Annotated in this window: 26 protein-coding genes, 1 tRNA gene and 1 pseudogene; 13 read left to right on the forward strand and 15 right to left on the reverse strand. The window is 65.8% G+C overall.

The window, feature by feature from the left end; translation table 11 throughout:
- Positions 1 to 18 precede the first annotated feature (18 nt).
- From RNZ50_22330 to RNZ50_22355, 6 genes are all read right to left on the reverse strand, one after another.
- Positions 19 to 876: a cytochrome c1 gene (locus RNZ50_22330; GenBank protein MDT8857732.1), complete on the reverse strand. Its 858-nt coding sequence runs from the start codon at positions 874 to 876 to the stop codon at positions 19 to 21.
- Between the two features lie 19 nt (positions 877 to 895).
- Positions 896 to 2,206: a cytochrome b gene (petB, locus tag RNZ50_22335; protein ID MDT8857733.1), complete on the reverse strand. Its 1,311-nt coding sequence runs from the start codon at positions 2,204 to 2,206 to the stop codon at positions 896 to 898.
- A gap of 14 nt (positions 2,207 to 2,220) precedes the next feature.
- Positions 2,221 to 2,781, reverse strand: coding sequence for a ubiquinol-cytochrome c reductase iron-sulfur subunit (gene petA / locus RNZ50_22340; GenBank protein MDT8857734.1), 561 nt, complete (start codon positions 2,779 to 2,781; stop codon positions 2,221 to 2,223).
- Between the two features lie 229 nt (positions 2,782 to 3,010).
- Entirely contained in the window at positions 3,011 to 3,658 is a 648-nt protein-coding gene (locus RNZ50_22345; protein MDT8857735.1) for a LysE family transporter, read from the reverse strand.
- Complete coding sequence (locus RNZ50_22350) at positions 3,655 to 4,263, reverse strand: glutathione S-transferase (protein MDT8857736.1); 609 nt, start codon at positions 4,261 to 4,263, stop codon at positions 3,655 to 3,657. Before RNZ50_22350 ends, RNZ50_22345 begins: the two co-directional genes overlap by 4 nt.
- Positions 4,264 to 4,281: 18 nt before the next feature.
- Positions 4,282 to 4,587, reverse strand: a complete 306-nt coding sequence (locus tag RNZ50_22355; GenBank protein MDT8857737.1) for a hypothetical protein — start codon at positions 4,585 to 4,587, stop codon at positions 4,282 to 4,284.
- 182 nt (positions 4,588 to 4,769) lie between these two features.
- Here RNZ50_22355 and RNZ50_22360 point away from each other — a divergent pair, with 182 nt between their 5' ends.
- Positions 4,770 to 5,333: a peroxidase-related enzyme gene (locus RNZ50_22360; protein ID MDT8857738.1), complete on the forward strand. Its 564-nt coding sequence runs from the start codon at positions 4,770 to 4,772 to the stop codon at positions 5,331 to 5,333.
- Between the two features lie 61 nt (positions 5,334 to 5,394).
- On the opposite strand, the gene ykgO is transcribed toward RNZ50_22360, so the two are convergent.
- Positions 5,395 to 5,520 carry a type B 50S ribosomal protein L36 gene (gene ykgO, locus RNZ50_22365; protein MDT8857739.1) on the reverse strand — a complete coding sequence of 42 codons (126 nt, stop codon included), beginning with the start codon at positions 5,518 to 5,520 and terminating at the stop codon, positions 5,395 to 5,397.
- 71 nt (positions 5,521 to 5,591) lie between these two features.
- Positions 5,592 to 5,666: transfer RNA gene (locus tag RNZ50_22370), tRNA-Val, on the reverse strand.
- 166 nt (positions 5,667 to 5,832) lie between these two features.
- On the opposite strand from RNZ50_22370, the gene RNZ50_22375 reads away from it, so the two are divergent.
- The gene (locus RNZ50_22375; protein MDT8857740.1) at positions 5,833 to 6,708 is read left to right on the forward strand and encodes an N-formylglutamate amidohydrolase; all 876 of its coding nucleotides are present in this window, start codon (positions 5,833 to 5,835) and stop codon (positions 6,706 to 6,708) included.
- Between the two features lies 1 nt (position 6,709).
- Here RNZ50_22375 and RNZ50_22380 read toward each other — a convergent pair whose 3' ends face one another.
- On the reverse strand, positions 6,710 to 7,963 hold the full coding sequence (locus RNZ50_22380; protein MDT8857741.1) for a DNA polymerase IV: 1,254 nt from the start codon (positions 7,961 to 7,963) through the stop codon (positions 6,710 to 6,712).
- A 205-nt stretch (positions 7,964 to 8,168) separates the two neighbouring features.
- Between RNZ50_22380 and RNZ50_22385 the strand changes: the two genes are divergently transcribed.
- The 5 genes from RNZ50_22385 to RNZ50_22405 all read left to right on the forward strand — a co-directional run bounded on the left by RNZ50_22385 (position 8,169) and on the right by RNZ50_22405 (position 12,694).
- Positions 8,169 to 9,845, forward strand: a complete 1,677-nt coding sequence (locus RNZ50_22385) for an IS1634 family transposase (protein ID MDT8857742.1) — start codon at positions 8,169 to 8,171, stop codon at positions 9,843 to 9,845.
- Positions 9,846 to 9,920: 75 nt separating this feature from the next.
- Complete coding sequence (locus tag RNZ50_22390) at positions 9,921 to 10,853, forward strand: IS5 family transposase (protein ID MDT8857743.1); 933 nt, start codon at positions 9,921 to 9,923, stop codon at positions 10,851 to 10,853.
- 249 nt (positions 10,854 to 11,102) lie between these two features.
- The gene (locus RNZ50_22395) at positions 11,103 to 11,984 is read left to right on the forward strand and encodes an SPFH domain-containing protein (protein MDT8857744.1); all 882 of its coding nucleotides are present in this window, start codon (positions 11,103 to 11,105) and stop codon (positions 11,982 to 11,984) included.
- Positions 11,981 to 12,253, forward strand: a complete 273-nt coding sequence (locus tag RNZ50_22400; protein ID MDT8857745.1) for a hypothetical protein — start codon at positions 11,981 to 11,983, stop codon at positions 12,251 to 12,253. Before RNZ50_22395 ends, RNZ50_22400 begins: the two co-directional genes overlap by 4 nt.
- A 117-nt stretch (positions 12,254 to 12,370) precedes the next feature.
- Entirely contained in the window at positions 12,371 to 12,694 is a 324-nt protein-coding gene (locus tag RNZ50_22405) for a hypothetical protein (GenBank protein MDT8857746.1), read from the forward strand.
- A gap of 217 nt (positions 12,695 to 12,911) precedes the next feature.
- On the opposite strand, the gene istB (RNZ50_22410) is transcribed toward RNZ50_22405, so the two are convergent.
- Positions 12,912 to 13,631 (reverse strand): IS21-like element helper ATPase IstB, encoded by a 720-nt coding sequence (gene istB, locus RNZ50_22410; protein ID MDT8857747.1) that lies wholly within the window; start codon positions 13,629 to 13,631, stop codon positions 12,912 to 12,914.
- A 119-nt stretch (positions 13,632 to 13,750) separates the two neighbouring features.
- On the opposite strand from istB (RNZ50_22410), the gene istA (RNZ50_22415) reads away from it, so the two are divergent.
- Together istA (RNZ50_22415) and istB (RNZ50_22420) are read left to right on the forward strand one after the other, a co-directional pair.
- On the forward strand, positions 13,751 to 15,289 hold the full coding sequence (istA, locus tag RNZ50_22415; GenBank protein ID MDT8857748.1) for an IS21 family transposase: 1,539 nt from the start codon (positions 13,751 to 13,753) through the stop codon (positions 15,287 to 15,289).
- Between the two features lie 12 nt (positions 15,290 to 15,301).
- Positions 15,302 to 16,063, forward strand: a complete 762-nt coding sequence (istB, locus tag RNZ50_22420) for an IS21-like element helper ATPase IstB (protein ID MDT8857749.1) — start codon at positions 15,302 to 15,304, stop codon at positions 16,061 to 16,063.
- Between the two features lie 88 nt (positions 16,064 to 16,151).
- Here the strand turns inward: istB (RNZ50_22420) and RNZ50_22425 are convergent, their stop codons facing one another.
- Together RNZ50_22425 and istA (RNZ50_22430) are read right to left on the reverse strand one after the other, a co-directional pair.
- The gene (locus tag RNZ50_22425) at positions 16,152 to 16,313 is read right to left on the reverse strand and encodes a hypothetical protein (protein MDT8857750.1); all 162 of its coding nucleotides are present in this window, start codon (positions 16,311 to 16,313) and stop codon (positions 16,152 to 16,154) included.
- Entirely contained in the window at positions 16,310 to 17,818 is a 1,509-nt protein-coding gene (gene istA, locus RNZ50_22430; protein ID MDT8857751.1) for an IS21 family transposase, read from the reverse strand. The genes RNZ50_22425 and istA (RNZ50_22430) overlap by 4 nt, the downstream gene beginning before the upstream one ends.
- 186 nt (positions 17,819 to 18,004) lie before the next feature.
- On the opposite strand from istA (RNZ50_22430), the pseudogene RNZ50_22435 reads away from it, so the two are divergent.
- Positions 18,005 to 18,475 (forward strand): annotated as a pseudogene (locus RNZ50_22435) (ferritin-like domain-containing protein).
- 44 nt (positions 18,476 to 18,519) lie between these two features.
- On the opposite strand, the gene pyrF reads toward RNZ50_22435, so the two are convergent.
- A complete protein-coding gene (gene pyrF / locus RNZ50_22440; GenBank protein ID MDT8857752.1) occupies positions 18,520 to 19,227 on the reverse strand; it encodes an orotidine-5'-phosphate decarboxylase in 708 nt (235 codons plus the stop codon).
- A 143-nt stretch (positions 19,228 to 19,370) separates the two neighbouring features.
- Here pyrF and RNZ50_22445 point away from each other — a divergent pair, with 143 nt between their 5' ends.
- The 3 genes from RNZ50_22445 (at position 19,371) to clpB (ending at position 23,705) form a co-directional block, all read left to right on the forward strand.
- The gene (locus RNZ50_22445; GenBank protein ID MDT8857753.1) at positions 19,371 to 20,144 is read left to right on the forward strand and encodes a hypothetical protein; all 774 of its coding nucleotides are present in this window, start codon (positions 19,371 to 19,373) and stop codon (positions 20,142 to 20,144) included.
- On the forward strand, positions 20,144 to 20,974 hold the full coding sequence (locus RNZ50_22450; GenBank protein ID MDT8857754.1) for a hypothetical protein: 831 nt from the start codon (positions 20,144 to 20,146) through the stop codon (positions 20,972 to 20,974). The genes RNZ50_22445 and RNZ50_22450 overlap by 1 nt, the downstream gene beginning before the upstream one ends.
- Positions 20,975 to 21,092: 118 nt before the next feature.
- The gene (gene clpB / locus RNZ50_22455; GenBank protein ID MDT8857755.1) at positions 21,093 to 23,705 is read left to right on the forward strand and encodes an ATP-dependent chaperone ClpB; all 2,613 of its coding nucleotides are present in this window, start codon (positions 21,093 to 21,095) and stop codon (positions 23,703 to 23,705) included.
- A gap of 178 nt (positions 23,706 to 23,883) precedes the next feature.
- On the opposite strand, the gene RNZ50_22460 is transcribed toward clpB, so the two are convergent.
- Together RNZ50_22460 and RNZ50_22465 are read right to left on the reverse strand one after the other, a co-directional pair.
- Entirely contained in the window at positions 23,884 to 24,363 is a 480-nt protein-coding gene (locus RNZ50_22460; GenBank protein MDT8857756.1) for a fasciclin domain-containing protein, read from the reverse strand.
- Between the two features lie 180 nt (positions 24,364 to 24,543).
- Positions 24,544 to 24,984 (reverse strand): DUF302 domain-containing protein, encoded by a 441-nt coding sequence (locus RNZ50_22465; GenBank protein ID MDT8857757.1) that lies wholly within the window; start codon positions 24,982 to 24,984, stop codon positions 24,544 to 24,546.
- Positions 24,985 to 25,027: the final 43 nt, after the last annotated feature.

Here is a 25,027-nt window from a genome sequence, read left to right on the forward strand (position 1 = left end):
CTTGTCGGGAACGCCGGATCAGGTGGTCTTCTTCCTGCCCTTGACGCCGAGCCACAGCTGCTTGTTGGTCAGATACAGCAGCACCGACAGCACGCCCAGGAACAGCACCGCCACAAAGCCGGCCTGCTTGCGCGCCATCATCTTCGGCTCCGCGGTCCACATCATGAAGGCGGCCACGTCTTCGGTCATGGCTTGGACGGTGTTTTCACTGCCGTCGGCGAATTCGACCTGGCCGTCATACAGCGGAGGCGGCATGGCGATCCAAGAGCCCGGAACCGTCGAAATCCCGTGTTCGTCCTTGCACTCGTCGGGAATGCCCCCGGCGGTGAAGGCCACGTTGTAGTAGCCGGTGAAGTCTTCGGGGGCGCAGGCCGGGGCGTCAAGGTATCCGGTCTGGATCGCCACGATGTATTCCGGGCCACCGATCCCCCGGAACAACTGGCTGATGCCGGTGCCGTAGGGGCCGTGGAACGCCGCCCGCGCCTTGGCCATGACGCTCAGGTCCGGGCCCATGCCGTCACCGATCACGGTCGGGAAGTGGTCGGACGGCTTGCGCGGCCGGTCTTCGTCGATCTCGGGGTCGTAGATGTCCATGTTCGCGGCATAGGCGCGAACCTGGTCGGCGGGAAGTTCCGGTCCGCCCTTGTCGGACAGGGTGCGGATCGGCACGAACTTCATGCCGTGGCATGACGAGCAGACTTCGGTGTAAACCTGAAGGCCGCGCTGGAGCTGGGCCTTGTCGTAGGTGCCGAACGGCCCTTCGAAGCTGAAGGACACGTCCTCTGCGTGGTGCACCGGTGCCCCCCCGGCGGCCAGCGCGGCCCCCGAGGTCAGAACGAGGGCGGACACGGCGCTGAGTGCGATGTTGCGGATCATCTGGGTCAGTCCCCTTCTCTCACTCGGCCGGGCCGTAGTGGGCATTGAAATCTTCCTCGATCGTCTCGGGCTGCGGCAGGGGTTTTTCCATGGCCCCGAGCATCGGCAACACGACAAGGAAGTAGGCGAACCAGTAGGCGGAAGCGATCAGCGAGATCGTCGGGTAGATGCCTTCGGTCGGCATCGCGCCCACCCAGGTCAGCACGACGAAGCAGATGCACAGGCCGATGAACCACATCTTGAACATCGGGCGATACTTGCCCGACCGAACCGGCGAGGTGTCGAGCCACGGCACCAGCGCCATGACCGCAATCGCGCCGAACATCGCCAGCACGCCGAAGAACTTGGCGTCGATGATGCCGAAGCTGAGGAACTGGACGATCTGCACCACCCAGACATCGGCGGTGAAGGCCCGCAGGATCGCGTAGAACGGCAGGAAGTACCATTCCGGCACGATGTGGACCGGCGTCACCAGCGCGTTGGCCTCGATGTAGTTGTCGGGGTGGCCAAGGTAGTTCGGCATGAAGCCGACGATCGCGAAGAACACCGTCAGGATCACGGCCAGCGCGAACAGGTCCTTCATCACGAAGTAGGGCCAGAACGGCAGGGTGTCCTTCTCGGCCTCTTCCTTCGACCCGCGGCGCACTTCGACGCCGGTGGGGTTGTTGTTGCCGGTGGTGTGGAAGGCCCAGATATGCACCGCAACCAGCGCCGCGATGACGAAGGGCAGCAGGTAGTGCAGGCTGAAGAAGCGGTTCAGCGTGGCGTTGTCGACCGCGGGTCCGCCCAGCAGCCATTCCTGGATGGCAGGCCCCACGCCGGGGATCGCGCCGAACAGGCCGGTGATCACCGTGGCGCCCCAGAAGGACATCTGGCCCCATGGCAGAACGTAGCCCATGAAGGCGGTCGCCATCATGGCCAGGTAGATCAGCATCCCGATGATCCAGGTCACTTCGCGCGGCGCCTTGTAGCTGCCGTAGTAGAGGCCCCGGAAGATGTGCAGGTAGACGGCAATGAAGAACAGCGACCCGCCGTTGGAATGCAGGTAGCGCAGCATGTGCCCGCCGTTCACGTTGCGCATGATGTGCTCGACGCTGGCGAAGGCCATGTCGACATGGGGCGTGTAGTGCATGGCCAGCACGATGCCGGTCACGATCTGAAGCACGAGGCAGAAAGTCAGGACGATGCCCCAGATCCACATCCAGTTGAGGTTCTTGGGCGTGGGGATCATGATTGTGTCATACAGCAGCCCGACGATCGGCAGGCGGCTGTGCAGCCACTTCTCGCCGCCCGATTTGGGCTCGTAGTGGTCATGCGGAATTCCGGCCATGTGATTGCTCTCCCTCAGCCCAGCTGGATTGTGGTTTCGTCGATGAACGCTGTCACCGGGATGTCAAGATTGCGCGGCGCGGGCCCTTTGCGGATGCGGCCTGCCGTGTCGTAATGCGACCCGTGGCAGGGGCAGAACCAGCCGCCGAAGTCACCCGAGGCATTGCCCATCGGCACGCAGCCGAGGTGGGTGCACACGCCGATCATCACCAGCCATTCGCCCGCTTCGTCGAGCGTGCGGTTCTGGTCCGACGCGTCGGCACCGGGCTTGTTCAGGTTCTCGGCCGTCTGATCGAGCAGGCCCTTGATGTCGACGGCGCGGCCGGCCTCGATTTCCTCGGGCGTGCGGCGGCGGATGAACACCGGCTTGCCGCGCCATTTGAATGTCAGCTGGGTGCCGACTTCGACGCCGCTGATGTCAACCAGAATCGACGACAGCGCGGTCACATCGGCCGAAGGATTCATCTGGTCGATCAGCGGCCAGATCGCAGCGCCGGCCGCGACCGCCCCTGCCCCTGCCGTTGCGTAGTACAGGAAATCCCTGCGGGTGCCTGCATGATCGTCTGTGTGGGACACGAGATCTTCTCCCTTCAAGGGCCGAGCACGACCCATACGATGCCGGGGCAGCGGTTACCCGCAGCCTTACCGGGGCGTTATGTAACTCTCAGGCCGGGAGTCGTCCAGCGGACAATAGGGCGCAGCCTGCCCCATCCGCCCGGATTTGCGACGAAAGTCCACGCCTGTGCCCGGAACAGGCCACGAAAACCCGCAGTCTGCACGCTTTGGCGGCGGCCCGGCGATTCCCTCAGGCGGTGCCGGACAGCACGTCGGCCAACAGCCGCAGCGCCACAAAGGCGAAGAACAGCCCCGCCACACCCGATATTGCCCAGCCCGCTGCCAGATAGAACCGGGCGGCGGCGGGGGTGGAAAACAGCAGTGCATAGCCGCTGTGGATGGTGAACGACAGCACGCAGGCCCCCGCGCACAGCAGCGCGATGTCACCCGGTGCCGCCCGGGCCACCGGGAACAGCGTCAGGATCGCCAGCCAAGAGGTCAGCGCCTTGGGATTCAGCGCGTTGATCAGCAGCGACCGCCGGAAGCCTGCCGCGAAATCCAGCCCTCCCCGGCCCCGCACCCTGTCGGGACCGCCGCGAAACCCCGCCCAGGCGGCGCGCAGGTAGCGGCTGGAAAACACTGCCAGCAGCGCAATCGCCGCCAGCGTCAGCGCCACCTGCGCCCCCGGCAGCAACGCAAACACCGAGGCCATGCCGACGGACATGAACAGGCACCAGCCGCCGATGCCAAGCCCGACGCCGACCGCCGAGCCGATCCCGGCCTGGCGCCCCGACCCCATGGCGGTGGCGATGGTGTTGATCACGTTCGGCCCCGGGCTGACGATGTTGATCGCCAGAAAGCCCCAGACCGTCACAAACTGCGCCAGCGGCAGGGTCAAACCGGCGGAACCGTGGCCTTCATCGACGGGCGGGCCGAGAATCCGGCCTCCCACGCCGCAAGGTCGGGGTGTGCGGCGCGCCAGCTTCGGTCGGAATGGCGGAAGTCGATGTAGCCCAGCGCGCAGCCCACCGCGATCTGCCCCATATCGAGCGGGCCGGACAGATGGTCGATCCAGCGGCTTTCCAGCGCGTCGAGCGCGCGGCCGACCTTGGCCCACTGCCCCTCGACCCAGGGGCCGAAATGCCGGTCCTCCGGGCGGACCCGCTTTTCGTAGACCATCAGGATCGCGGCATCCAGCATCCCGTCCGCCGTCGCCTCCAGCGTCAGCGTATCCCACAGACGGTCCCCTGCCGGGTAAAGCCCGGCCCCGGCCAGTTCGTCCAGATAGCGGCAGATCACCCGGCTGTCATAGATCGCCCCGCCCGCGTCGCGTTCCAGCGCCGGAATCTTGCCCAGCGGGTTCTGGTCAATCGGCATCGAGCCGGTGTCAACCGGCGTGCCCGCAACGGGCACCAGCGTCACCGCATCAAGCTGGCCGGTTTCATGCAGCAGAACCATGACCTTGCGGACATAGGGCGAGGTCGGGGAGTGATAAAGTCGCATGGGTCGCTTTCCGTGGTTTCAGAGCTTGCGCAGGCGCAGGCGGCCCAGCAGCGCCGCGTCGATCTCGACCCCGGTGTTGCCCCAGCGCAGCGTCCGGATCATCCGGACGGCGGTGTTGGTCTGGCGCAGGCCGCCATCGGTGCGGTCGCCGGGCTGGTGGATCGCCAGCCCCTCGGGCATCTCGTCCATCGCATCCTCGGCGCGCTGATCGGTGACGCCCGGCCGCAGACCGCGGGTGACCGCCCGGCGCACCGCCCAGGCGGCGGCGGCAACAAGCCCGGTGCGCAGGGCAAGGACGGCGATCGGGGCAAGGGGCAGGGGCATGGCATCCTCCGTTTCAATGAAGGATGGTAGGGCAGGGTCGGCAAGGTGTAAATGGGGTGGGCCGACCGGGCGGTGCCAGCCCGCTCTGACGTGATGATTTGCACCCCTTCCCGCATCAGGGTGGTGGACGGCCGGGCGCGCATAGCCAAGGATGGCGTCGGCCAGCCATGAAGGAGACGACGATGGACCCGGTGACCGCCCTCGACCTGCCGCCCGCCAACCCGCTGGACGACGACATCACGGCCTACTTCGCGAAATGCGAGGAAAAGCTGGGGCTGGTGCCGAACGTGCTGCTTGCCCATGCCTTCGATCAGGCCAAGCTGCGCGCATTCATGGCGATCTACAACGACCTGATGCTGGCACCCTCGGGCCTGTCGAAGATGGAACGCGAGATGATCGCGGTGGCGGTTTCGGCCGAAAACCGCTGCGTCTACTGCCTGACCGCGCACGGGGCGGCGCTGCGGCAACTGTCGGGCGACCCGGTGCTGGCCGAGATGGTGGCGCAGAACTGGCGGGTGGCCCCGCTGCCGCCGCGCCAGCGCGCGATGCTGGCCCATGCCGTCAAGCTGACCCTGACACCGCAGGCGATGGAGGCCGCCGACCGCGACGCCCTGCGCGAGGCCGGTTTCAGCGACCGCGACATATGGGACATCGCGGCGGTCGCGGCCTTCTACAACATGTCGAACCGGCTGGCCGCGGCGGTCGAGATGCAGCCGAACGTGGAATATCACGTGATGGCGCGCTGACATGAAAACACCGCCGGGGTTTCCCCGCGGCGGTGTTTTTCGCAATCGCTGCGGGCAGCGATCAGCCCTGACGGGCCTTGTAGCGCTTTTGCGTCTTGTTGATCACATAGACGCGGCCTTTGCGGCGCACGACCTGGCAATCGCGATGACGCGACTTCAGCGAGCGGAGCGAGTTCGCAACCTTCATCGGTCTTCTCCCATTCGTGGCGCGCGTGCGCCTTGAAAAACAATGCCCCCGTCGCCGGGGGCGGTGAAACATGGTGGGCGGTACAGGGATCGAACCTGTGGCCACTACGATGTCAACGTAGTGCTCTACCGCTGAGCTAACCGCCCACTCGCCTTGCATTTCCACCCTGGTCTTTCCCGGGGCTGGCCCCAAATGAAAGGACGCGGGCGGAACCGCGTCGGTTGCTGGGTCTATAAATAGAGTCGCGGGACTGTTCAAGGGGTTTTGGCTTGCGAAAGATTGCGGCTATATCTGGCGGATGAAGGAGATCGCATGACCGCCGCCGACCGTTCCGACGCCTATGTGCTGACGCGCCCCGTCCGGCGCACCACGAGCGTGATCTTTTCGTCGCCCCATTCCGGGCGCGACTATCCGGCGGCGTTTCTCCTTGGCAGCGCGCTGGATGCGCGGGTGATCCGGTCGTCGGAGGATGCGTTTGTCGACCGGTTGTTCGCCTCGGCCCCCAACCTTGGCGCGCCATTGCTGGTTGCCCGTGCGCCGCGCGCGTATCTTGACCTGAACCGCTCCGCCGACGAGCTTGACCCCGCGCTGATCGAGGGCATTCCGCGTGCCGCCCACAACCCGCGCATCGTTTCGGGGTTGGGGGTGATTCCGCGCGTGGTGGCGAATGGCCGGGCGATCTATCGCGGCAAGATCCCGCTGGCGGAAGCCGAGGCGCGGCTGATCCGCTACTGGCACCCCTATCACGCCGCGCTGCGGATGCTGCTCGACGAAAGCCATGCCGCGCTGGGCGAGGCGGTGCTGGTCGATTGCCACTCGATGCCGCATGAGGCGATCGAAACCCACGCCCGCCCCGGCGCGCCCCGCCCCGAGGTGGTGCTGGGCGACCGCTTCGGGGCCGCGGCCGGCGGCGAGGTGATGGCCCGGATCGAGGCCGCCTTCACCGGCGCGGGCCTGCGGGTGGCGCGCAACGCGCCCTTTGCAGGAGCCTATATCGCGCAGGCCTACGGACGCCCCTCGCGCCGCCAGCATGTGGTCCAGGTCGAGATCGACCGCTCGCTCTACATGGACGAGGCCCGCATTGAGCCCCGGTCCGACTTCGGCGCTTTCCGCGCGCTGATCACCGGCGTGATTGCCGAAATCGCGCTGATCGGGCGCGAGGACGCGATGCCGCTGGCGGCCGAATAGGTCAGCGCAGGCTCCGCCCCCGGATGATCGCCTGTGCCCCGAACCGGGCGCGGATCGCGTCGGTGGCCCGTTCGGCGGCCGCGCGTTTCCCCGCGTCTGGGTCGAGAAGGTCGGCCGTGCGGTCGGCCCCCGCTTCCGCCGCCAGATCGGAAATGCCGACGCCGATCAGCCGGTAGGGCCCGCGCGCCCCGGCATGATCGAACAGGTCGCGGGCGGCGTGATAGATGCGGTCGGCGATCTGCGTCGGGTCGGGCAGGGAATGGCGGCGGGTGACAAGCTGGAAGTCGGCGCGCTTGAGTTTCAGCGTGACGGTTCCCCCCGCCAGCGCCTTGGCCTTCGCGCGGTCTGCCACCTGTTCGGCCAGCCGCCAGATGTGGCCATCCAGAATGTCGGGGTCGGCGGTGTCGGTGTCGAAGGTGGTTTCCTTCGAGATCGACTTCAGCTTTTCGTCGCGCATCACGCGTCGGCTGTCCTGCCCGCGCGCCAGATGCCAGAGCCGGTCGCCGGTCTGGCCGAAACGGGCGGCAAGGTCGGCGCGGTCCCAGCGCAGCAGGTCGCGGATGGTGCGGATGCCTGCGGCTTCCAGCGCTCCTTGCGTGGCGGTGCCGACCCCCCAGATGATCCGCACCGGCCGCGTCGCGAGGAAGCCTTCCGTTTCCACCCGCCCGATCACCGAAAAGCCGCGCGGCTTGTCGAGGTCGGAGGCGATCTTGGCGAGGAACTTGTTGTGCGAGAGCCCGACCGAGACGGTGATGCCGAGGTCGGTCTCGATCCGCGCCACCAGCCGCGCCAGTTGAACGGCCGGGGGGGCGCCGTGCAGGCGGGTGGTGCCGGTCAGATCAAGGAACGCCTCGTCCAGCGACAGGGGTTCGATGGCGGGGGTCAGGGTTTCCATCAGGGCGCGGATCTGGCGCGAGGTGTCGGCGTAGACCTGCATCCGCGGCTTCACGACGACCGCGGCAGGGCAGAGTTTCAACGCCTGAAACATCGGCATCGCCGAGCGGACGCCGGAAATGCGGGCGATGTAGCAGCAGGTCGAAACCACGCCGCGGGTGCCGCCCCCGACGATCACCGGCTGGTCGCGCAGGGCCGGATTGTCGCGTTTCTCGACGCTCGCATAGAAGGCGTCGCAGTCGATGTGGGCGATGGAAAGGGTGTCGAGTTCCGGGTGGGAGAGGATGCGGGGGGAACGGCAGGCCGGGCAGCGAAAGCCGCTGTCGAACCGGGTGAAGCAATCTTTGCAGAGCGCGGGCATAGCGGGAGTATAGCCGGGCCGGGGGGGATCGGGGTACCCAAGTTCGACAGTTGGATGGCGGTTCTTCGTGGACTGGCGGTTGGCGGCGTAGGTAATTCAAGGAGTTAGAGCGGTGCGGCGGCCATTTCGACGCAGGTCTTGTAGTTACACGCTGCGCAGATAAAGTATCTTTTATAAAAGCGTATAGCAGCGTATCCTGCATTCCATGTTCACGCGCATCACCGAGTCCGGCGGCCGCCGCTACCTGCAGATCGTCGAGTCCTTCCGCAACGACGCGGGCAAGTCGCGGCTGCGTGTCGTGGCCAACCTCGGGCGCCTCGATGCCCTGAAGCCCGGCCAGCTCGACGCCCTCATCAGTGGCCTGAACCGCGCGGCCGGCCGGGCTGAGAACTCTGCCTCGGAGGTGATCTACGACGCAGCCCTGGGATATGGCGATGTCTTTGCGCTGCATGAGCTCTGGAAGGAGCTCGGCTTCGACCGTGCGCTCACCGCGGCCCTGCGTTCCGGTCGCCGCGAGATCGATGTCGAGGCGCTGGTGCGCGCCATGGTCTTCAACCGGCTCTGCGCGCCCGACAGCAAGCTGGGCTGCCTGCGCTGGCTGGAAACGGTGGCCATGCCCGCGATGCCCGTGGCGATCAATCACCTGCATCTGCTGCGGGCGATGGACGCGCTGATGGATCACGCAGAGGCCGTCGAGGCGGCACTCGCCCGCCAGATCCGGCCGCTGGTCGACCGGGATCTGGCCGTGGTCTTCTACGATCTCACCACCGTGCGCATCCATGGCGAAGGCGAGGTGGACGACGACATCCGCGCCTTCGGAATGAACAAGGAGACCGGGGGCATCGCCCGCCAGTTCGTGCTGGGCGTGGTCCAGACCGCCGAGGGACTGCCGTCGGCATGGACCCTCGAACCGGTGGCGGGTCCCTGCCGACTGCACACCGTCCATCCCGGCAATGTCGCCGAGACGAAGACGCTGCAGGGCATGCTCACGACCGTCCTGCAGCGCTTTCCCGTGCAGCGCGTGATCCTGGTGGCCGACCGCGGGCTCCTGAGCCTCGACAACATCTCCGAACTGACCGCGATGGCCGAGCGGGAAGCCGGCGGCCGCAAGCTGGAGTTCATCCTGGCGGTGCCAGCCCGCCGCTACGGCGAGCTGGTCGAGACCTTCCAGAGCCTCGCCTTCACCGATGGCCTCGCCGAAGCGAGCTTCGCCGGCCACCGGCTGATCGTGGCGCATGATCCGGATCGGGCCGCGTTGCAGTCCGGACATCGCCGGGCGCGGATCGCCGAGCTTGAGGCGATGGCGGCGAAAATGGTGAAGAAGCTCGATGCCGGTGACACGGCCCGCGGCCGCCGCGCTTCCGACCGCGGTGCCTACAGCCGCTTTGCCCGCGCTGTGGCCGAGGCAGAGCTGACGCGCTTCATTCAGGTCGACTACGCGGCCGACCGCTTCAGTTGGTCGCTGAATGAGGCGGCCCTCGCCGAGGCCGAGCTTTTCGACGGCAAGCTCGCGCTCCTGACCAATGCCCCCGACCTCACGCCGGCCGAGGCCGTCCTGCGCTACAAGTCCCTCGCCGACATCGAGCGCGGCTTCCGCGTGCTGAAGTCCGACATCGAGATCGCCCCGGTCCACCATCGCCTGCCCGACCGGATCCGCGCCCACGCGCTGATCTGCTTCCTGGCGCTGGTCCTCTATCGCGTGATGCGCATGCGGCTGAAGGCCAAGGGACACACAGCCAGCCCCCGCACCGCCCTCGACCTGCTGGCGCGCATCCACCGACACCGGGCCCGCATCGCCGAGCGGAAATTCGAAGGAACGACCACGCCAACACAGGAGCAGCTTGACCTCTTCGACGCCTTGAACCTGCCAAAACCGGCCTGACCGGCGTCCCGTGGCTCTGTTGCACAAATCCCGTGAGGGATTCATCTTGTGAATCCAGCGTGGTAGCTGGACGGCATGAGCAGACCCATACCCCCCGCCTACAAGACCAGGAACTGGCCCGCCTATAACGAAGCGCTGAAGCGCCGCGGCTCGCTGACGATCTGGTTTGATACCGCCATGATCTGGGAGGCTGCGCCGACAGGTAAGCGCGGCCGACAGCCTGACTATAGCGATGCCGCGATCCAGACCTGCCTGACCATCAAGGTGTTGTTTGGCATGGCGCTCAGACAGACGACTGGCTTCGTCGAAAGCCTGCTGGGGCTCATCGATTTGGATTGGGCTGTGCCCAATTTCAGCACGCTGAGCCGTCGCCAGAAGACCCTGAAGGTCAACATCCCCCACCGCGGCTCGCAAGGCCCGCTGCATCTTCTGATCGATAGCACCGGGATCAAGGTTGAAGGCGAAGGTGAATGGAATGCGCGCAAGCACGGCGGCACCAAACGTCGGGTCTGGCGCAAGATTCACATCGGGATAGACGAGAAAACACTGGAAATCCGCGCAGCCGAGTTCACCACCAGCGATGTCGGTGACGCGCCGATGCTGCCCGAACTGCTCGACCAGATCCCGCCCGATCAGGAGATCGCCAGCGTCACCGCTGATGGCGCCTTCGACACACGCAAGTGTCACGACGCCATCGCCGCCCGCGGTGCGGCCGCCATCATTCCGCCCCGCAAGAACGCCAAGCCATGGAAGCCCGACACCCCCGGGGCAATCGCCCGCAACGAAGCCCTACGCGCGTCGAAACGCTTCGGCCGAACCATCTGGCGACGATGGAGCGGTTATCACCGCCGAAGCCGCGTCGAGACGAAGATGCACTGCGTCAAATTGCTGGGTCAGCGCCTCATGGCGCGGGACTTTGACCGTCAGGTCGCCGAGTTTCAGGTCCGTGTAGCCGTGCTGAACGGCTTCACGGCGCTCGGTATACCCGTCACTGAAGCCGTGGGATGAGTCTGTCCAGGGAAAGGGGAGATCTGTCTGTCACCCGATTTGTGCAACAGAGCCCATAGGGGGGGCAAAATTGGGCGCCGATAGGGGGTCAGGTTTGCGTGCCGATTGACAGTCTTGGGGCACCTTGTGGTTGCGGGCGTGCAGGGTAGTGCCGCGCCGGGGGGTGTTGCGCGTGCGGCGGGGTTGCGTGCGGACAGGGTTCGCGGCAATGCTGGGACGAGCGGATTTCAGGACGGATTGGAGAACGGGATGACACCCGAGGAATTGATTGGCGGCAACGCGGTGTATCTGGCGATTGCCGTGTTCATCATCCTGTGCATCTTCCTGGGCGTGCGGATCGTGCCGCAGTCGGAAAAGCACGTGGTGGAGCGGTTTGGCCGCCTGCGGTCGGTGCTGCATCCGGGGATCAACTTCGTGGTGCCGTTCCTCGACCGGGTGGCGCACAAGATCAGCATCCTGGAGCGGCAGTTGCCGACGGCGCAGCAGGATGCCATCACCACCGACAACGTGCTGGTGAAGGTGGAGACGAGCGTTTTCTACCGGATCACCGAGCCGGAAAAGACCGTCTACCGGATCAGGGATGTCGATGCGGCGATTGCGACGACGGTGGCGGGGATCGTGCGGAGCGAGATCGGCAAGATGGAGCTGGATCAGGTGCAGTCGAACCGCAACGGGCTGACGGCGCAGATCCGCGAGCAGGTGCGGGCGATGGTCGATGACTGGGGCATCGAGGTGACGCGGGCCGAACTGCTGGATGTGAACCTCGACGAGGCGACGCGGGCGGCGATGCTGCAGCAACTGAACGCCGAACGGGCGCGGCGGGCGAATGTGACCGAGGCCGAGGGCAAGAAGCGGGCGGTGGAACTGAACGCGGATGCCGAGCTTTATGCCGCCGAGCAGGAGGCCAAGGCGCGGCGGGTGCTGGCCGATGCCGAGGCCTATGCCACCGGGGTGATTGCCGAGGCGATCAAGGAAAGCGGCATCGAGGCGGCGCAATATCAGGTGGCGCTGAAGCAGGTGGAGGCGCTGACGGCGGTGGGGCAGGGTGCGGGCAAGCAGATGATCATCGTGCCGGCCCAGGCGCTGGATGCGTTCGGCGATGCGTTCAAGATGCTGAAGGGGCGCGTGTGATGTGGGCGGTGTGGTGGGTCTGGGTGGTGGCGGGCTTCGTGCTGGGTGTCATCGAGGTGCTGCTGCCGGGTTACATCTTTCTCGGCTTTGCCGTGGGCGCGATGGTGACGGGGATCCTGATCGGCACCGGGTTGATGGGGGGCAGTGTGCCGTGGCTGGTGCTGGTGTTTGCGCTGGCGTCGCTGGCGGCGTGGCTGGCGATGCGGCGGATCTTCGGGTTGCCGGGCAACCGGGCCAAGGTCTGGGACCGCGACATCAACGACAACTGACAGCCGCGCACGGGCTGGCAGGCGGAAACTGACGCACGGCGGCTTGAGCGGACGCGCGGCGGGAACCGTTCGCGCTTGTCCGCGTTGTTCTCGCATCAAACATGCGGGAGACATACCATGTCAGACTATCGTAATACGCCGCCGAACACGACGAACACCACGGTCAACACCCCCGCGGCCCCCGAGCGTTCGGGCATGGGCATGGTGATCGGCGGCGTTGCCGTTGTCGCCATCATCGGCCTTGTGGCCTGGAACATGATGGACAATGACCGGGGTGGCGACACCGCGCCGGTGAGCAACACCATCAACAACACCTCGCCCGCCGTGACCGAGCCTGCCGCACCGGCGGCGCCTGCCCCGGCACCCGAGGCCGCGGCGCCCGCTCCGGCGCCGGAACCCATGGCACCTGCGCCCGCCCCGGCCCCCGCCCCGGTGAACTGAGACTGGTCAGTTTGACCCGAGGCTGAGGATTCCTGCAAGGCGGCCCGTGCGCGGGCCGCCCGCGGTGCAGGTCCGGCCATCAGACAGAAGCCCCGACAATCGACGGAGATTCCCATGAAAACGCTTTCTGTAGCGCGTCAACCAGCATGTCCGTGACCGTCAACCACGTTGGCCGGTTTTAGGCCGCTGGGTTGGCGTATCTGGAATTGTTTTTCGCTCAGCCTTCTCCTTTGTCCTTGTTGTCGGCGATGGTTGTCGTTGGCGGTCTGCTCAGCGCCTCTTTGTTGGAGGCGGCCGCGCGCTGGCGGAAGCTTTCGGCATTCATCTCCAGGATCGCTGCGTGATGAACCAGCCGGTCGATGGCCGCGACGGTCATCGCCTTGTCCGGGAAGATCTGGTCCCAGCCGCTGAAGGGCTGGTTGGCGGCGATGGCGATGCTGCGGCATTCGTAGCGCCGGGCGATCAGCTCGAAGAGCACGCCTGTCTCGGCCTGATCCTTGTGGGCGTAGGTGATGTCGTCGAGGATGATCAGGTCGAACTTGTCGAGCTTGGCGAGCGCGGCTTCGAGCACCAGATCGCGGCGGGCGGCCTGAAGTCGCTGCACCAGATCGCTGGTCCGGGTATAGAACACGCGGTGTCCCCGCTCGATCAGGGCATGGCCTATCGCGCAGAGAATGTGCGTTTTGCCCGTGCCGGAATTGCCGATGGCGATCAGATTGCCGCCACCCTCCAGCCAGTCGCCGGCCGCCAAGGCCTCGATCCGGGCGCGCGGCAGGGTTGGCAGCGCCTTGAAGTCGAAGGTCGCCAGCGTCTTGCCAGCCGGTAGCTGTGCCTCGTTCATGTGGCGCTGAATGCGGCGCATGTCGCGCTCGGCCAGTTCGTATTCCGCGAGGACGGCCAGAAAGCGTGCGTGTTTCGCTTGATGGTGGGCATCGATTTCACGGGATCATGGGCAGTCATTTCGCGTGAAGCTGGGCACTGATTTCGCGGGATCGCGGGCAGGTCTGGTCGGCAAATTGAGGATAGTTGCGCCTTCAGGAATGAAGGGGTGGCTTGATGCCGACAGGACGATTGAACATGCGCCGGATACGAGATGTTTTGCGATTGAAGCTTGGGCAAGGCCTGAGCGAGCGGTCCATTGCCGCTTCCCTCGGTCTGAGCAAGGGGAGCGTCGGAAGCTACACCCAACGGGCGCGTCATGCCGGGCTCACGTGGCCCTTGCCGGAGGGGATCGATGACGACAGCCTTGAACTTCTTTTGTTTCCAGCCCCGCCCACGGTGCCGGACGCGGAGCGGCTTGTGCCCGACTGGGCGGAGATTGACCGCGAGTTGCGCCGCCCTGGGGTGACGCGGATGCTGCTCTGGGAAGAATACCGTGCCGCGCACCCCGGGGGTTTTGCCTATACTTGGTTTTGCACGCATTACGAGGCTTGGAAGGGTCGGGTGCGCCCGACGATGCGCCAGACACATGTGGGCGGCGAGAAGGTGTTCGTCGACTTTGCCGGCGACACCATCGACGTGATCGACCCCACGACCGGCGAAGCGCGGGCCATGAAGCTGTTCGTGGCGGCAATGGGGGCATCGAATCACACCTATGCCGAGGCGGTGGCATCGGAGGGGTTGGAAGATTGGATCCTCGCGCATATCCGGATGTTCGCCTTTCTGGGCGGCGTGCCAAAGGCGGTGGTTCCGGACAATCTGAAGTCCGCCGTGATCAAGGCAGACCGGTTTGATCCGGGGCTGAACCGGACCTATGCCGAGATGGCGGCGCATTATGGCACCGCCGTTCTGCCCGCCCGGCCGCGCAAACCCCGGGACAAGGCGAAGGTGGAAGTGGCTGTCCAAGTGGCACAACGCTGGATTCTGGCGCGGCTGCGGAACCACCGGTTCTTCTCATTGGCCGAGTTGAACGTGGCGATCCGGCGGCTGCTGGACGAGTTGAACATGCGCGTGATGCGCGGCTATGGCGCCAGCCGCGCCGATCTGTTTGCCACTTTGGATCGGCCCAATCTTCAGCCCCTACCGCCCGAACCTTATGTCTTCGCCCGCTGGAAGCGCGCCCGCGTGGCACCCGACTATCACGTTGAGGTCGACAGCTCATGGTATTCCGTGCCCTTCGCGCTGATCAAACAAGAGGTCGATGTTCGCACAAGCGGCCAGACGGTCGAGATATTCCATCGTGGTCAGAGGGTTGCGAGCCACGTGCGCACCCCGGGGCGGCGCAGCCATGTCACCGTGGCCGACCATATGCCATCGGCCCATCGTCGCTTTGCCGAATGGACCCCGGCCAGAATGCTGGCGCAGGCAACCAAGACCGGCCCCGCCGTCGCCGCCTTTTGCGAGATGGTGATGGCTGACCGCCCCCATCCTGAACAGGGGTTCCGCACCTGCCTGGGTGTGCTGGCCTTGGTCAAAACCTATGGGCCGGAGCGCGTTGATGCGGCCTGCCAGCGGGGTGTGACCATCCGGGCCCGCACCGTCACCTCCATTCGTTCGATCCTCAAGACCGGCCTCGATCGCGCCTTCCTGGAAGGCTCCGAAGAGGTCGCCCCCCTCCAGCACGCCAACATTCGTGGCGGCAGCTATTACCATTGAGAAAGGACTAAAATGCTGACCCATCCCACCCACGACCGACTGTTGGCGCTCGGCCTGACCGGCATTGCATCGGCGCTCGAAGAACAACGCAGGTCAACCGCCTTCGACGCCCTCTCGTTCGAAGAGCGTCTCGGCCTGCTGGTCGACCGCGAGGCTGCAGAGCGCGACACCAAGAAACTGGCCTCCCGGCTCAAGTTTGCGGCTCTGCGCCAAGATGCCAGCGTCGAGGATCTGGACCTGCGCAGCCCACGTGGTCTTGACCGCAGTGTCATGGCGCATCTTGCCGATGGCGGCTGGATCGCCCGGCACGAGAACCTGCTGATAACCGGGCCGACCGGTTTGGGCAAAAGCTGGATCGCCTGCGCCCTTGGCCACAAGGCGTGCCGGGATGGGCGGCCCGTCCTCTATCAACGTGCGCCGCGCATGTTCGAGGCCCTTGCTCTGGCCCGTGGCGATGGCCGCCATGAACGCATCCTCAAAACCATCGCCCGCATGGATGTGCTGATCATTGACGATTGGGGCCTCGCCGTCCTCACCGCCCCGGAGCGCCGTGACCTGCTGGAAATCCTCGAAGACCGCCACGGCCGCGCTTCCACCATCGTCACAAGCCAACTCCCCGTTGACCAGTGGCACGAAGCCATCGGCGACCCAACGCTCGCAGATGCCATCCTCGACCGCCTCGTTCACAACGCACACCGCCTCACCCTCTCAGGTGAAAGCCTGCGCAGGCGCTCCGCCGTCACAAAAAAGCTTGACCAAATCGTTCAAGCCTGACTCCATGAAAGCGTCGGCCAGCCTGCCCACGATCCCGTGAAATGACTGCCCAGAATGGCGCGAAACGCGTGCCCACGATCGCGCGAAATCAGCGCCCATTCTCCGCGAAATCCGCAAGAAAGCGGGCAGCGGGCCAGCCTTCGGCATCGGCGCGGGTGGCGATGTCGGCCCAAAGCTTGTGGAAGCTGGGCAGGCGCAGCGCGGTCAGCATGCCTGGCAGCGTGTGGATGTCGATCTCGCGGGAGGTCATGCGCAGGCTCCCAGAAGGGCATCGAAGCTGTCGAGCGAGGGATGGGCGACGGCAACATCTCTCGGCAGCGCCGTTTGCCGCGGGTTCAGGCAGGATGCCAGAGGTCCGGGATCGGGCACCCGGCCCGCGTCCAATTCTGCTGCCAGCAGATGTGCCAGTTCCGCCTCGCAGGCCCGGTCGTGGGCGATGAACAGCAGGTCGACCATGCGGCGGCAGGCGTCGCGGCGGGGCAGATCGCGCTGCAGCACCTTCCAGGCCTCAGCGTATTCGGTTCGCGGGAACAGGCTGTCGCGGTAGATCGAACTCCACAGGGCTTGCGGTTTGCGCCGCAGCGCATGGATGACGTGATGGTAGTTGATGACATGCACGCGATGGCCATCGCCGCGACCTCGCGCCCTTGTATGGCTGACGACCAGGGTGCTGCCGAGAAAGGCCTCAAGGCGATCGTCGTAAAGGTGGACCCGCAAGCGCTGCCCGATCAGCTGCGACGGGGCGCTGTAGAAGATGCTCTTGACCAGAAAGCCGCTGGTGCGGGTGACCGGAACCACGGTCTCTGTAAAGTCGGTGGTGCGCCGGCGCGGCAGGGGCTTCAGATGCGCCCGTTCCACCTGCGTGGCCGCCGCCCGCTGCCGGTTGCGCCGTGCCACCAGAATGTCGATGAAGCGGCGGTAGTCCTCGATGCTGGCGAAGTCGCGGCTGCCGCGCAGGATCAGCGCCTGTTCGATGGCCTTCTTCAGGTGCCGGTTCTGGGACTCCACCGCGCCGTTCTCATGAGCTTCCCCGCGGTTGTTGCGACTGGCCTCCATGCCGTAATGGCCGACGAAGGCATTGTAGCGCGTGGTGATATCCTGGCGCTGGTCAGCCGTCAGGTTGCGGAAAGCGGCCGAGAGGCTGTCGGTGCGATGCTCCTGTGGTGCCCCGCCGAGCGACCAGAGCGCCTGCTGCAGGTTCTCGGCCAGGGCCGTGAAGCTCTCCCCGCCCAGGACCACCCCGACATGCTCCCACCGGCTGTAGACCATGACGAAGTGGTAGAGCAGATGCGGGAATAGCTGGCCCGCGATCGTCACCTCCAGCTCCTCGGCATGAGTGAAGTCGGACTGGGCCATGCGGCCCGGCTCCGGCGTCTGGCGGAAGATGATGTCGCGCTCGGGTCCGTTCAGCGCCCGCCACTGCCGCACCCGCCGTTCCAGGGTGCGCCGGATGCGGTCATCGGGGAAGGCCAGCGGGTGCAGGCCCTGAAGGTGGCGCAGCAGGGTGACGGCCTGCAAGGCGCTGTCCCTCTCCAGCAAGGGAAGGATGTCGCCCTCCCAATAACCCTCGAGGGGATCGGCCACCGTGCGCCCGTGAACGATCTTGCGGTTCGAGGGCAGCGTCGGGTTGGCATCGAACCGTCGGGCCGTGCGCTCGCTGAACCCGGCGCGGGCGGCCGACGTGCGCTGACTGTGATATCGGAGGTCGGACATGTATAATCTCAATTGCTGGTCGTTGATGGGTTTGTAGGCCAACCCGGATCCTCCGTTTGACGGCAGAGGAACCCGGCTTACCAACCCGCAGCGACCAGCACCTTCCCCGAAATCAATCAGGCCGGTGCGGCTGCCCTCCAGACGGGCATGCCCGTCTTCCGTTCAGCCCCACCGGCCAAGGTGGTTGTCGGCACCGGCCAAGATGGTTGTCGCTGAACACTTTCCGACGCCTTCACTCACACGCTGAAAGACATCTATTTCGCAGAGACGGCACTGACCAAGGCGCTGCCGAAGATGGCAACCGCTGCCGGGAATGCCGACCTGAAACAGGCGTTCACCGACCATCTGGCCGAGACGAAGCAGCAGATCAAACTGCTGGACAAGGTGTTTGCCTCGATCGGTGAAAAGGCGGCGGGCGAGAAGTGCGACGCGATCGAAGGGCTGATCAAGGAAGCCAACGGGCTGATCAAGGAAGCTTCCGGCCCGGCGCTGGATGCGGTTCTGATCGGCATCGCGCAGGCGGTCGAGCATTACGAGATCGCGCGTTACGGCACGCTGCGCGAATGGGCCAGGACGCTGGGGAAGGCCGAGGCCCATGACCTGCTGTCGCAGATCCTTGATCAGGAAAAGGCGGCGAATGCCAAGCTGACCGGGCTGGCGGTTGCCACGGTCAACACCGGGACGGCCAAGGCCGCCTGACCCCGGCCACGCCTATCGACACGACACCCGAAAGGGCCCTGATTTCAGGGCCCTTTTCCAATGCCTGCCAGTTCGTGCAGCACCGCCAGCGCAGCGGCCTTCGGGTCGGCGGCCTGCCAGATCGGGCGGCCGATAACGAGATGATCGACGCCGTTGGCGATGGCCTGCGCCGGGGTCTCGACCCGCTTCTGATCGCCCGGCGCCGCACCGGCCGGGCGCACCCCCGGCGTCACGATCAGCTTGCCCCGCGCCTGCGGCAATGCGCGGATCGCGGCAGCCTCGCGCGGCGAGGCGATGACGCCATCGGCCCCGGCATCGAGCGCGCGGGCGGCGCGTTCCAGCGTGATTTCTGCCAGATCGCCGGGGCGGATCATGTTCGCATCCAGATCGGCCCGGTCGAGCGAGGTCAGGATGGTGACGGCAAGGATCTTCGTTTCAGACCCGGCGCGGCCGGTCGCGGCGGCGGCGACCACCTGCGGATCGCCATGCACCGTCAGGAAGTCGAGATTGTATTGCGCGAGACCGCGCACCGCTGCCTCGATCGTCGCGCCGATGTCGAACAGCTTCATGTCGAGAAAGACGCGCTTGCCGTGTTCGTGCTTGAGCTCGTTGGCCAGCGCCAGACCGCCCCCCGTCAGCATCCCCAGCCCGATCTTGTAAAAGCCGACCGCATCGCCCAGACGGGCGGTCAGATCGAGACCCTGCAGGACGTTCGGCACGTCAAGCGCCACGATAAGACGGTCGTCGGTCATCGGATACTCCTGCATTGCGGTTTGGCGGGTGATGGCGGGCCGGGGGCGGGCTGTCAAGCCGCAGGCGGCGCGAAACAGGCGGTGATGCATTGACTTGCCCCCCGCAACCGGATCACGATTCAATCGCGACGGGAGAGGCGGCCATGCAGATCAACATCACCTACGAACGCCCCGAAGAAGGCCCGAAAAGCGGCCCGATCACGGTGGGCTGGTTTCTGTCGTCGGACAAGGGGGCGGTGCTTTACGATGCGCCCGAACGGCTGATCTTCCGCCAGACCAACAAGGCCCATTCCAAGTCGGCCAGCCGCTGCCCGGCGGTGATCCAGATGGAAAGCCGGTATTTCGTGGTGAAATGCCCGTTCGACATCAACATCGGCTTCGGGCGCGACGACAAGGGCAAGGCGCATCTGATCAACCGGGCCGGCGTGGCAAGCCCGGTGCGCGGCAACAAGCTGGGCGAGGTGATGTCGCTGGTGTCCGAGGTGGAATGGCGCTACCCGGACCGCCCCACGGTGCAGATGCTGCTGCCCTATTGTTTCATAGCCGACGAGGTGGTGTATCTGACCCAGATCGGCACCTTTGCCCATTACCGCCCCGACCCGCTGCCCGGCACCATCTTTGGCGGGCGGTTTCCGCTTAACCTGTGGCCAAGACCGCTGATGTGGGCGTTTGAATGGCATGACCCGAGCAAGGATCTCGTGCTGAAACGCGGCGAGCCGCTGTTCTATTGCCAGTTCGAGGGCGATGCGCCGGACCGCCCGGTGCAGGTGATCGAAGCCGAGCGCACGCCGGAGCTTGCCAAATACATGGAGCAGGTGTCGGGTGTGGTGAACTACGTCAACCAGACCTTCGGCCTGTTCAAGGCGGCCGAAGCGTTGCGGCCCGCTAAACTACTGACACCGAAGGGAAAAACCTGATGCGCTCCTCGCTGGAGATATGGAACCTCAAGACCGGCACGGTGTCGGTGGTTTTGAAGACGGATCTGCTGATCGAGGCGCCGAACTGGGACCCTGCGGGCGACAGCCTGATGGTGAATGGCAGCGGCCGGCTGTGGCGGGTGCCGCTGGCAACCCCGCGGCTGGAGGCGGTCGACACCGACTTTGCCACCACCTGCAACAATGACCACGGCTTTTCCCGCGACGGCAGGATGATCGCGCTGTCGAACCGCACCGACCGCGGGTCGGAGATTTTCGTGATGCCCGCGGGTGGCGGGGTGCCCCGCGCCGTGACTCAGCACGCGCCAAGCTGGTTTCACGGCTGGTCGCCCGATGGCCGGCGGCTGACCTATGTCGCGGCGCGCGGCGAAAGCCGGGTGGTCGATGTCTATTCCATCGCGGTGGAGGGCGGCGAGGAAACCCGCCTGACGAACGGCGAAGGCCACAGTGACGGGCCGGAGTATTCGGCCGACGGGGCGCATATCTACTACAACTGCGACCGGACCGGCCACGCGCAGATCTGGCGGATGGCCGAGGACGGGTCGGGGCAGGAACGGCTGTTCGAGGACAGTTACGTCAACTGGTTCCCGCACCCGTCGCCCGATGGCAAGCATGTGGTCTACCTCGCGTTTCCGCCCTTCACCGAAGGCCACCCGCGCGACCTGCATGTGGGTCTGAAGCTGGTGGACCCCGATGGCAGGAACGTCCGCACGCTGATGGAGTTTCACGGCGGGCAGGGCAGCCTGAACGCGCCAAGCTGGGCCCCCGACGGGTCGGCCTTTGCCTTGGTGCATTTCGGCACGCAAAAGTGACGCGGGGCGCTGTGGCAATCTTGCATCAGCCGGGGCGCCTGCCCATGTGAGGAAGGAGGCCGGACCGGGCGTGCCATGACGGGCGTTCAGCGACGGTGCTGATGATGGGAGATTGCCGATGAACCTGGAAAAGTTCACGGAACGGTCGCGCGGGTTTCTTCAGGCCGCGCAGACCATCGCGATGCGGGAAAGCCACCAGCGGCTCGCCCCCGAGCATCTGCTGAAGGCGCTGATGGATGACGACCAGGGGCTGGCCTCCAACCTGATCCGCAAGTCGGGCGGCGAGCCTGCACGGGTGGTCGAGGCGGTCGATCTGGCGATGGGCAAGCTGCCCAAGGTCTCGGGCGACGCGCAGCCGTTCATGGACCCGGGGCTCGCCCGCGTGCTGGACGAGGCGGAAAAGGTTGCCAAGAAGGCCGGGGATTCCTTCGTGCCGGTGGAGCGCATTCTCATGGCGCTGTGCATGGTGCCGTCGAAGGCCAAGGACGCGCTGGATGCGGGTGCCGTGTCGGCGCAGAAGCTGAACGCCGCGATCAACGACATCCGCAAGGGGCGCACGGCCGATACGGCGAGCGCCGAGGAAGGCTATGACGCGCTGAAGAAATACGCCCGCGACCTGACCGAAGCGGCGCGCGATGGCAAGATCGACCCGATCATCGGCCGCGATGACGAGATTCGCCGCACCATGCAGGTGCTGAGCCGCCGCACCAAGAACAACCCGGTGCTGATCGGGGAACCCGGCGTCGGCAAGACCGCGATTGCCGAGGGCCTTGCGCTGCGCATCGTCGATGGCGACGTGCCCGAAAGCCTGAAGAACAAGAAGCTGATGGCGCTGGACATGGGCGCGCTGATCGCCGGGGCCAAGTATCGCGGCGAGTTCGAGGAACGGCTGAAGGCCGTGCTGAACGAGGTGACGCAGGCGGCGGGCGAGATCATCCTGTTCATCGACGAGATGCACACGCTTGTGGGTGCCGGCAAATCCGAAGGCGCGATGGACGCGGCCAACCTGATCAAGCCCGCACTGGCGCGGGGCGAGTTGCATTGCGTCGGCGCCACCACACTGGATGAATACCGCAAGTATGTGGAGAAGGACGCGGCCCTTGCCCGCCGGTTCCAGCCGGTGATGGTCAACGAGCCGACGGTGGAAGACACCATCAGCATCCTGCGCGGCATCAAGGAAAAGTACGAGTTGCACCACGGCGTGCGGATCAGCGACTCGGCCCTGGTGGCGGCGGCGACGCTGTCGCACCGCTATATCACCGACCGCTTCCTGCCCGACAAGGCGATCGACCTGGTGGACGAGGCCGCCTCGCGCCTGCGCATGGAAGTGGACAGCAAGCCCGAGGAACTGGACCAGCTCGACCGCCAGATCCTGCAATTGCAGATCGAGGCCGAGGCGCTGAAGAAGGAAGACGATGCCGCCAGCAAGGACCGGCTGGAACGGCTGCAGAAGGAGCTTTCCGATCTGCTGGAACAGTCATCCGAAATGACGGCGAAATGGCAGGGCGAACGCGACAAGCTGGAAGTGGCGCGCGACCTGAAGGAACAGCTCGACAAGGCACGGGCCGAGCTTGACCACGTCAAGCGCGACGGCAACCTCGGACGGGCGGGCGAATTGTCCTACGGCATCATCCCGGGGCTGGAAAAGCGGCTGTCCGAGGCCGAGGCGCGCGAAGGCGAGGCGCTGGTGTCCGAAGCGGTGCGCCCGGAACAGATTGCCGAAGTGGTGGAACGCTGGACCGGCATCCCCACCAGCAAGATGCTGGAGGGCGAGCGCGACAAGCTCTTGCACATGGAAGAGGCGCTGGGCAAGCGTGTGATCGGCCAGCGGCAGGCGGTAACGGCGGTGGCCAACGCGGTACGCCGCGCGCGCGCCGGGCTGAACGACGAGAAGCGGCCGCTGGGGTCGTTCCTCTTCCTCGGCCCGACCGGCGTCGGCAAGACCGAGCTGACCAAGGCGGTGGCGGAATACCTGTTCAACGACGACTCTGCGATGGTGCGCATCGACATGTCGGAGTTCATGGAGAAACACGCCGTCGCCCGGCTGATCGGCGCGCCTCCGGGCTATGTCGGCTATGAGGAGGGCGGGGTGCTGACCGAAGCGGTGCGCCGCCGCCCCTATCAGGTGGTGCTGTTCGACGAGGTGGAAAAGGCCCACCCCGACGTGTTCAACGTGCTCTTGCAGGTGCTCGACGACGGGATGCTGACCGATGGCCACGGCCGGACCGTCAGCTTCAAGCAGACGCTGATCATCCTGACCTCGAACCTTGGCGCCTATGCGCTGAGCCAGTTGCCCGACGGCGCCGACCCGACCCATGCGCGGGCCGAGGTGATGGAGGCGGTGCGCGGCCATTTCCGCCCCGAGTTCCTGAACCGGCTGGACGAGACGATCATCTTCGACCGGCTGGGGCGCAACGACATGGGGGCGATCGTCGAGATTCAGCTTAAGCTGCTGGAGAAACGGCTGGCCGGGCGCAAGATCACGCTGGAGCTTGACCAGGCGGCGAAGGACTGGCTGGCCGAGGAAGGCTATGACCCGGTGTTCGGCGCGCGGCCGCTGAAGCGGGTGATCCAGCGCCACCTGCAGGACCCGCTGGCCGAGATGATCCTGTCGGGCGACGTGATGGACGGTGCGACCATCGTCATCAGCGCCGGGGCAGAGGGCCTGATCATCGGCGACCGCGTCAGCGCCTCGCGCCGCGAACGTCCGCACGAAGCGGTGGTTCACTGAAACGGATTGAGGGAGGGCAAGGGCCTTCCCCCTTTCTTCTGTTTTAAAATATCCCCGCCGGAGGCTCCCCACCCCGTCGCCCTCACTGGCGGCGCAGAAAGGGTGCCTCATGCGGGGCTACTCTTGCAAGGTGAAACCGCCGCCCGGAGGGCCTTCCGGGCGGCGGCGGCGATTTCCCTTACATCGGCGGCAGGATGACCGCGTCGATGACGTGGATCACGCCATTCGAGGCTTCGATGTCGGCAGTGGACACCGCAGCGCCGTTGACCTTGGCGCCGCCGTCAAGCGTGATGGTCACCTCGCCGCCCTGAACCGTCGCGGCTTTCATGCCTTCGGTCAGATCAGTGGACATCACCTTGCCCGGCACGACGTGGTAGGTCAGGATCGAGGTCAGCTTGTCCTTGTTTTCGGGCTTCAGCAGGTCTTCGACGGTGCCCGCGGGCAGGGCGGCGAAGGCGGCGTCGGTCGGCGCGAAGACGGTGAAGGGGCCGGGGCCCTTCAGCGTTTCCACGAGGCCCGCGGCGGTCACGGCGGCGACCAGCGTGGTGAAGCTGCCTGCGCCCACGGCGGTGTCGACGATGTCCATGTCCTGCGCGAAGGCAGGGGCGGACAGGAACGCCGTCGCGGCGGTCAGGGCGATGAAGGTTCTGCGGATCATTGGTGTCACTCCCGTTTGATCTGCCAATTTGGCTTGGCGAACTTCAACGTCGCGGGGTGCGCTTTGGATCATGGTGACATTTGCGTAGGCGCACTTGACCGGCCGGGCGGCGGGCCTAAGCCGGGCCGCCGCCCGGTTTCCAGTGAAATTGGTGTGATCCGCCGTGAACGGGCGTGACCGTCAGTCCTGACCTAGCGCCTCTTTCACTATCGCCGTCAGCAGCTCGCCCACCGGTGCCATGCTGCCGTCATAGGCGCGGTGGCCGACGGTGATGGTTCCCGGCGCATCCGGGGTTTCATGGACGAAGATGCCGTAGGGGCAGTGCTGGATATTGGCGATGTCGGCCTCCATCACGGCGCGGCTGACGGTGGAGGAGCAGAAGCTGAAGATGTCGGCGGCGGTATATAGCACGCGGTCCGAGCCCACGTCGGCGCGGGTGCGTTCCAGCATCTCGCCGACATGCGAGACGTGGTCGATCACCAGCCCCTGCCCGACGATGGCGCTTTCGATCGCGAAGGTGATGTTCTCGAAACTGTCCTCGACCGTCCAGGTGACGGCGTCTTGCGCGGCGGCGCTGGTCGCAAGGGCCATGGCCACGGCGGTGATGGTAATGCGGATCATCCTGTCCTCCCTGAACTGGTGGCGCAGTCTGCGCGCCCTGCAG

This window comes from Paracoccaceae bacterium Fryx2, assembly GCA_032334235.1.
Lineage (GTDB): Bacteria > Pseudomonadota > Alphaproteobacteria > Rhodobacterales > Rhodobacteraceae > JAVSGI01.

Bases quoted from the DNA above. Each gene is read 5' to 3' on its own strand.
- ykgO (MDT8857739.1), bottom strand. From the start codon at position 5,520: ATGAAGGTTGCGAACTCGCTCCGCTCGCTGAAGTCGCGTCATCGCGAT.
- RNZ50_22360 (MDT8857738.1), top strand. From the start codon at position 4,770: ATGGACCCGGTGACCGCCCTCGACCTGCCGCCCGCCAACCCGCTGGAC.
- RNZ50_22460 (MDT8857756.1), bottom strand. From the start codon at position 24,363: ATGATCCGCAGAACCTTCATCGCCCTGACCGCCGCGACGGCGTTCCTG.
- istA (MDT8857748.1), top strand. From the start codon at position 13,751: ATGCCGACAGGACGATTGAACATGCGCCGGATACGAGATGTTTTGCGA.
- RNZ50_22390 (MDT8857743.1), top strand. From the start codon at position 9,921: ATGAGCAGACCCATACCCCCCGCCTACAAGACCAGGAACTGGCCCGCC.
- RNZ50_22380 (MDT8857741.1), bottom strand. From the start codon at position 7,963: ATGCCCGCGCTCTGCAAAGATTGCTTCACCCGGTTCGACAGCGGCTTT.
- pyrF (MDT8857752.1), bottom strand. From the start codon at position 19,227: ATGACCGACGACCGTCTTATCGTGGCGCTTGACGTGCCGAACGTCCTG.
- RNZ50_22375 (MDT8857740.1), top strand. From the start codon at position 5,833: ATGACCGCCGCCGACCGTTCCGACGCCTATGTGCTGACGCGCCCCGTC.
- RNZ50_22425 (MDT8857750.1), bottom strand. From the start codon at position 16,313: ATGACCTCCCGCGAGATCGACATCCACACGCTGCCAGGCATGCTGACC.
- RNZ50_22330 (MDT8857732.1), bottom strand. From the start codon at position 876: ATGATCCGCAACATCGCACTCAGCGCCGTGTCCGCCCTCGTTCTGACC.
- RNZ50_22385 (MDT8857742.1), top strand. From the start codon at position 8,169: ATGTTCACGCGCATCACCGAGTCCGGCGGCCGCCGCTACCTGCAGATC.
- RNZ50_22465 (MDT8857757.1), bottom strand. From the start codon at position 24,984: ATGATCCGCATTACCATCACCGCCGTGGCCATGGCCCTTGCGACCAGC.
- RNZ50_22350 (MDT8857736.1), bottom strand. From the start codon at position 4,263: ATGCGACTTTATCACTCCCCGACCTCGCCCTATGTCCGCAAGGTCATG.
- istB (MDT8857749.1), top strand. From the start codon at position 15,302: ATGCTGACCCATCCCACCCACGACCGACTGTTGGCGCTCGGCCTGACC.
- RNZ50_22450 (MDT8857754.1), top strand. From the start codon at position 20,144: ATGCGCTCCTCGCTGGAGATATGGAACCTCAAGACCGGCACGGTGTCG.
- RNZ50_22395 (MDT8857744.1), top strand. From the start codon at position 11,103: ATGACACCCGAGGAATTGATTGGCGGCAACGCGGTGTATCTGGCGATT.
- clpB (MDT8857755.1), top strand. From the start codon at position 21,093: ATGAACCTGGAAAAGTTCACGGAACGGTCGCGCGGGTTTCTTCAGGCC.
- petB (MDT8857733.1), bottom strand. From the start codon at position 2,206: ATGGCCGGAATTCCGCATGACCACTACGAGCCCAAATCGGGCGGCGAG.
- RNZ50_22445 (MDT8857753.1), top strand. From the start codon at position 19,371: ATGCAGATCAACATCACCTACGAACGCCCCGAAGAAGGCCCGAAAAGC.
- RNZ50_22405 (MDT8857746.1), top strand. From the start codon at position 12,371: ATGTCAGACTATCGTAATACGCCGCCGAACACGACGAACACCACGGTC.
- RNZ50_22355 (MDT8857737.1), bottom strand. From the start codon at position 4,587: ATGCCCCTGCCCCTTGCCCCGATCGCCGTCCTTGCCCTGCGCACCGGG.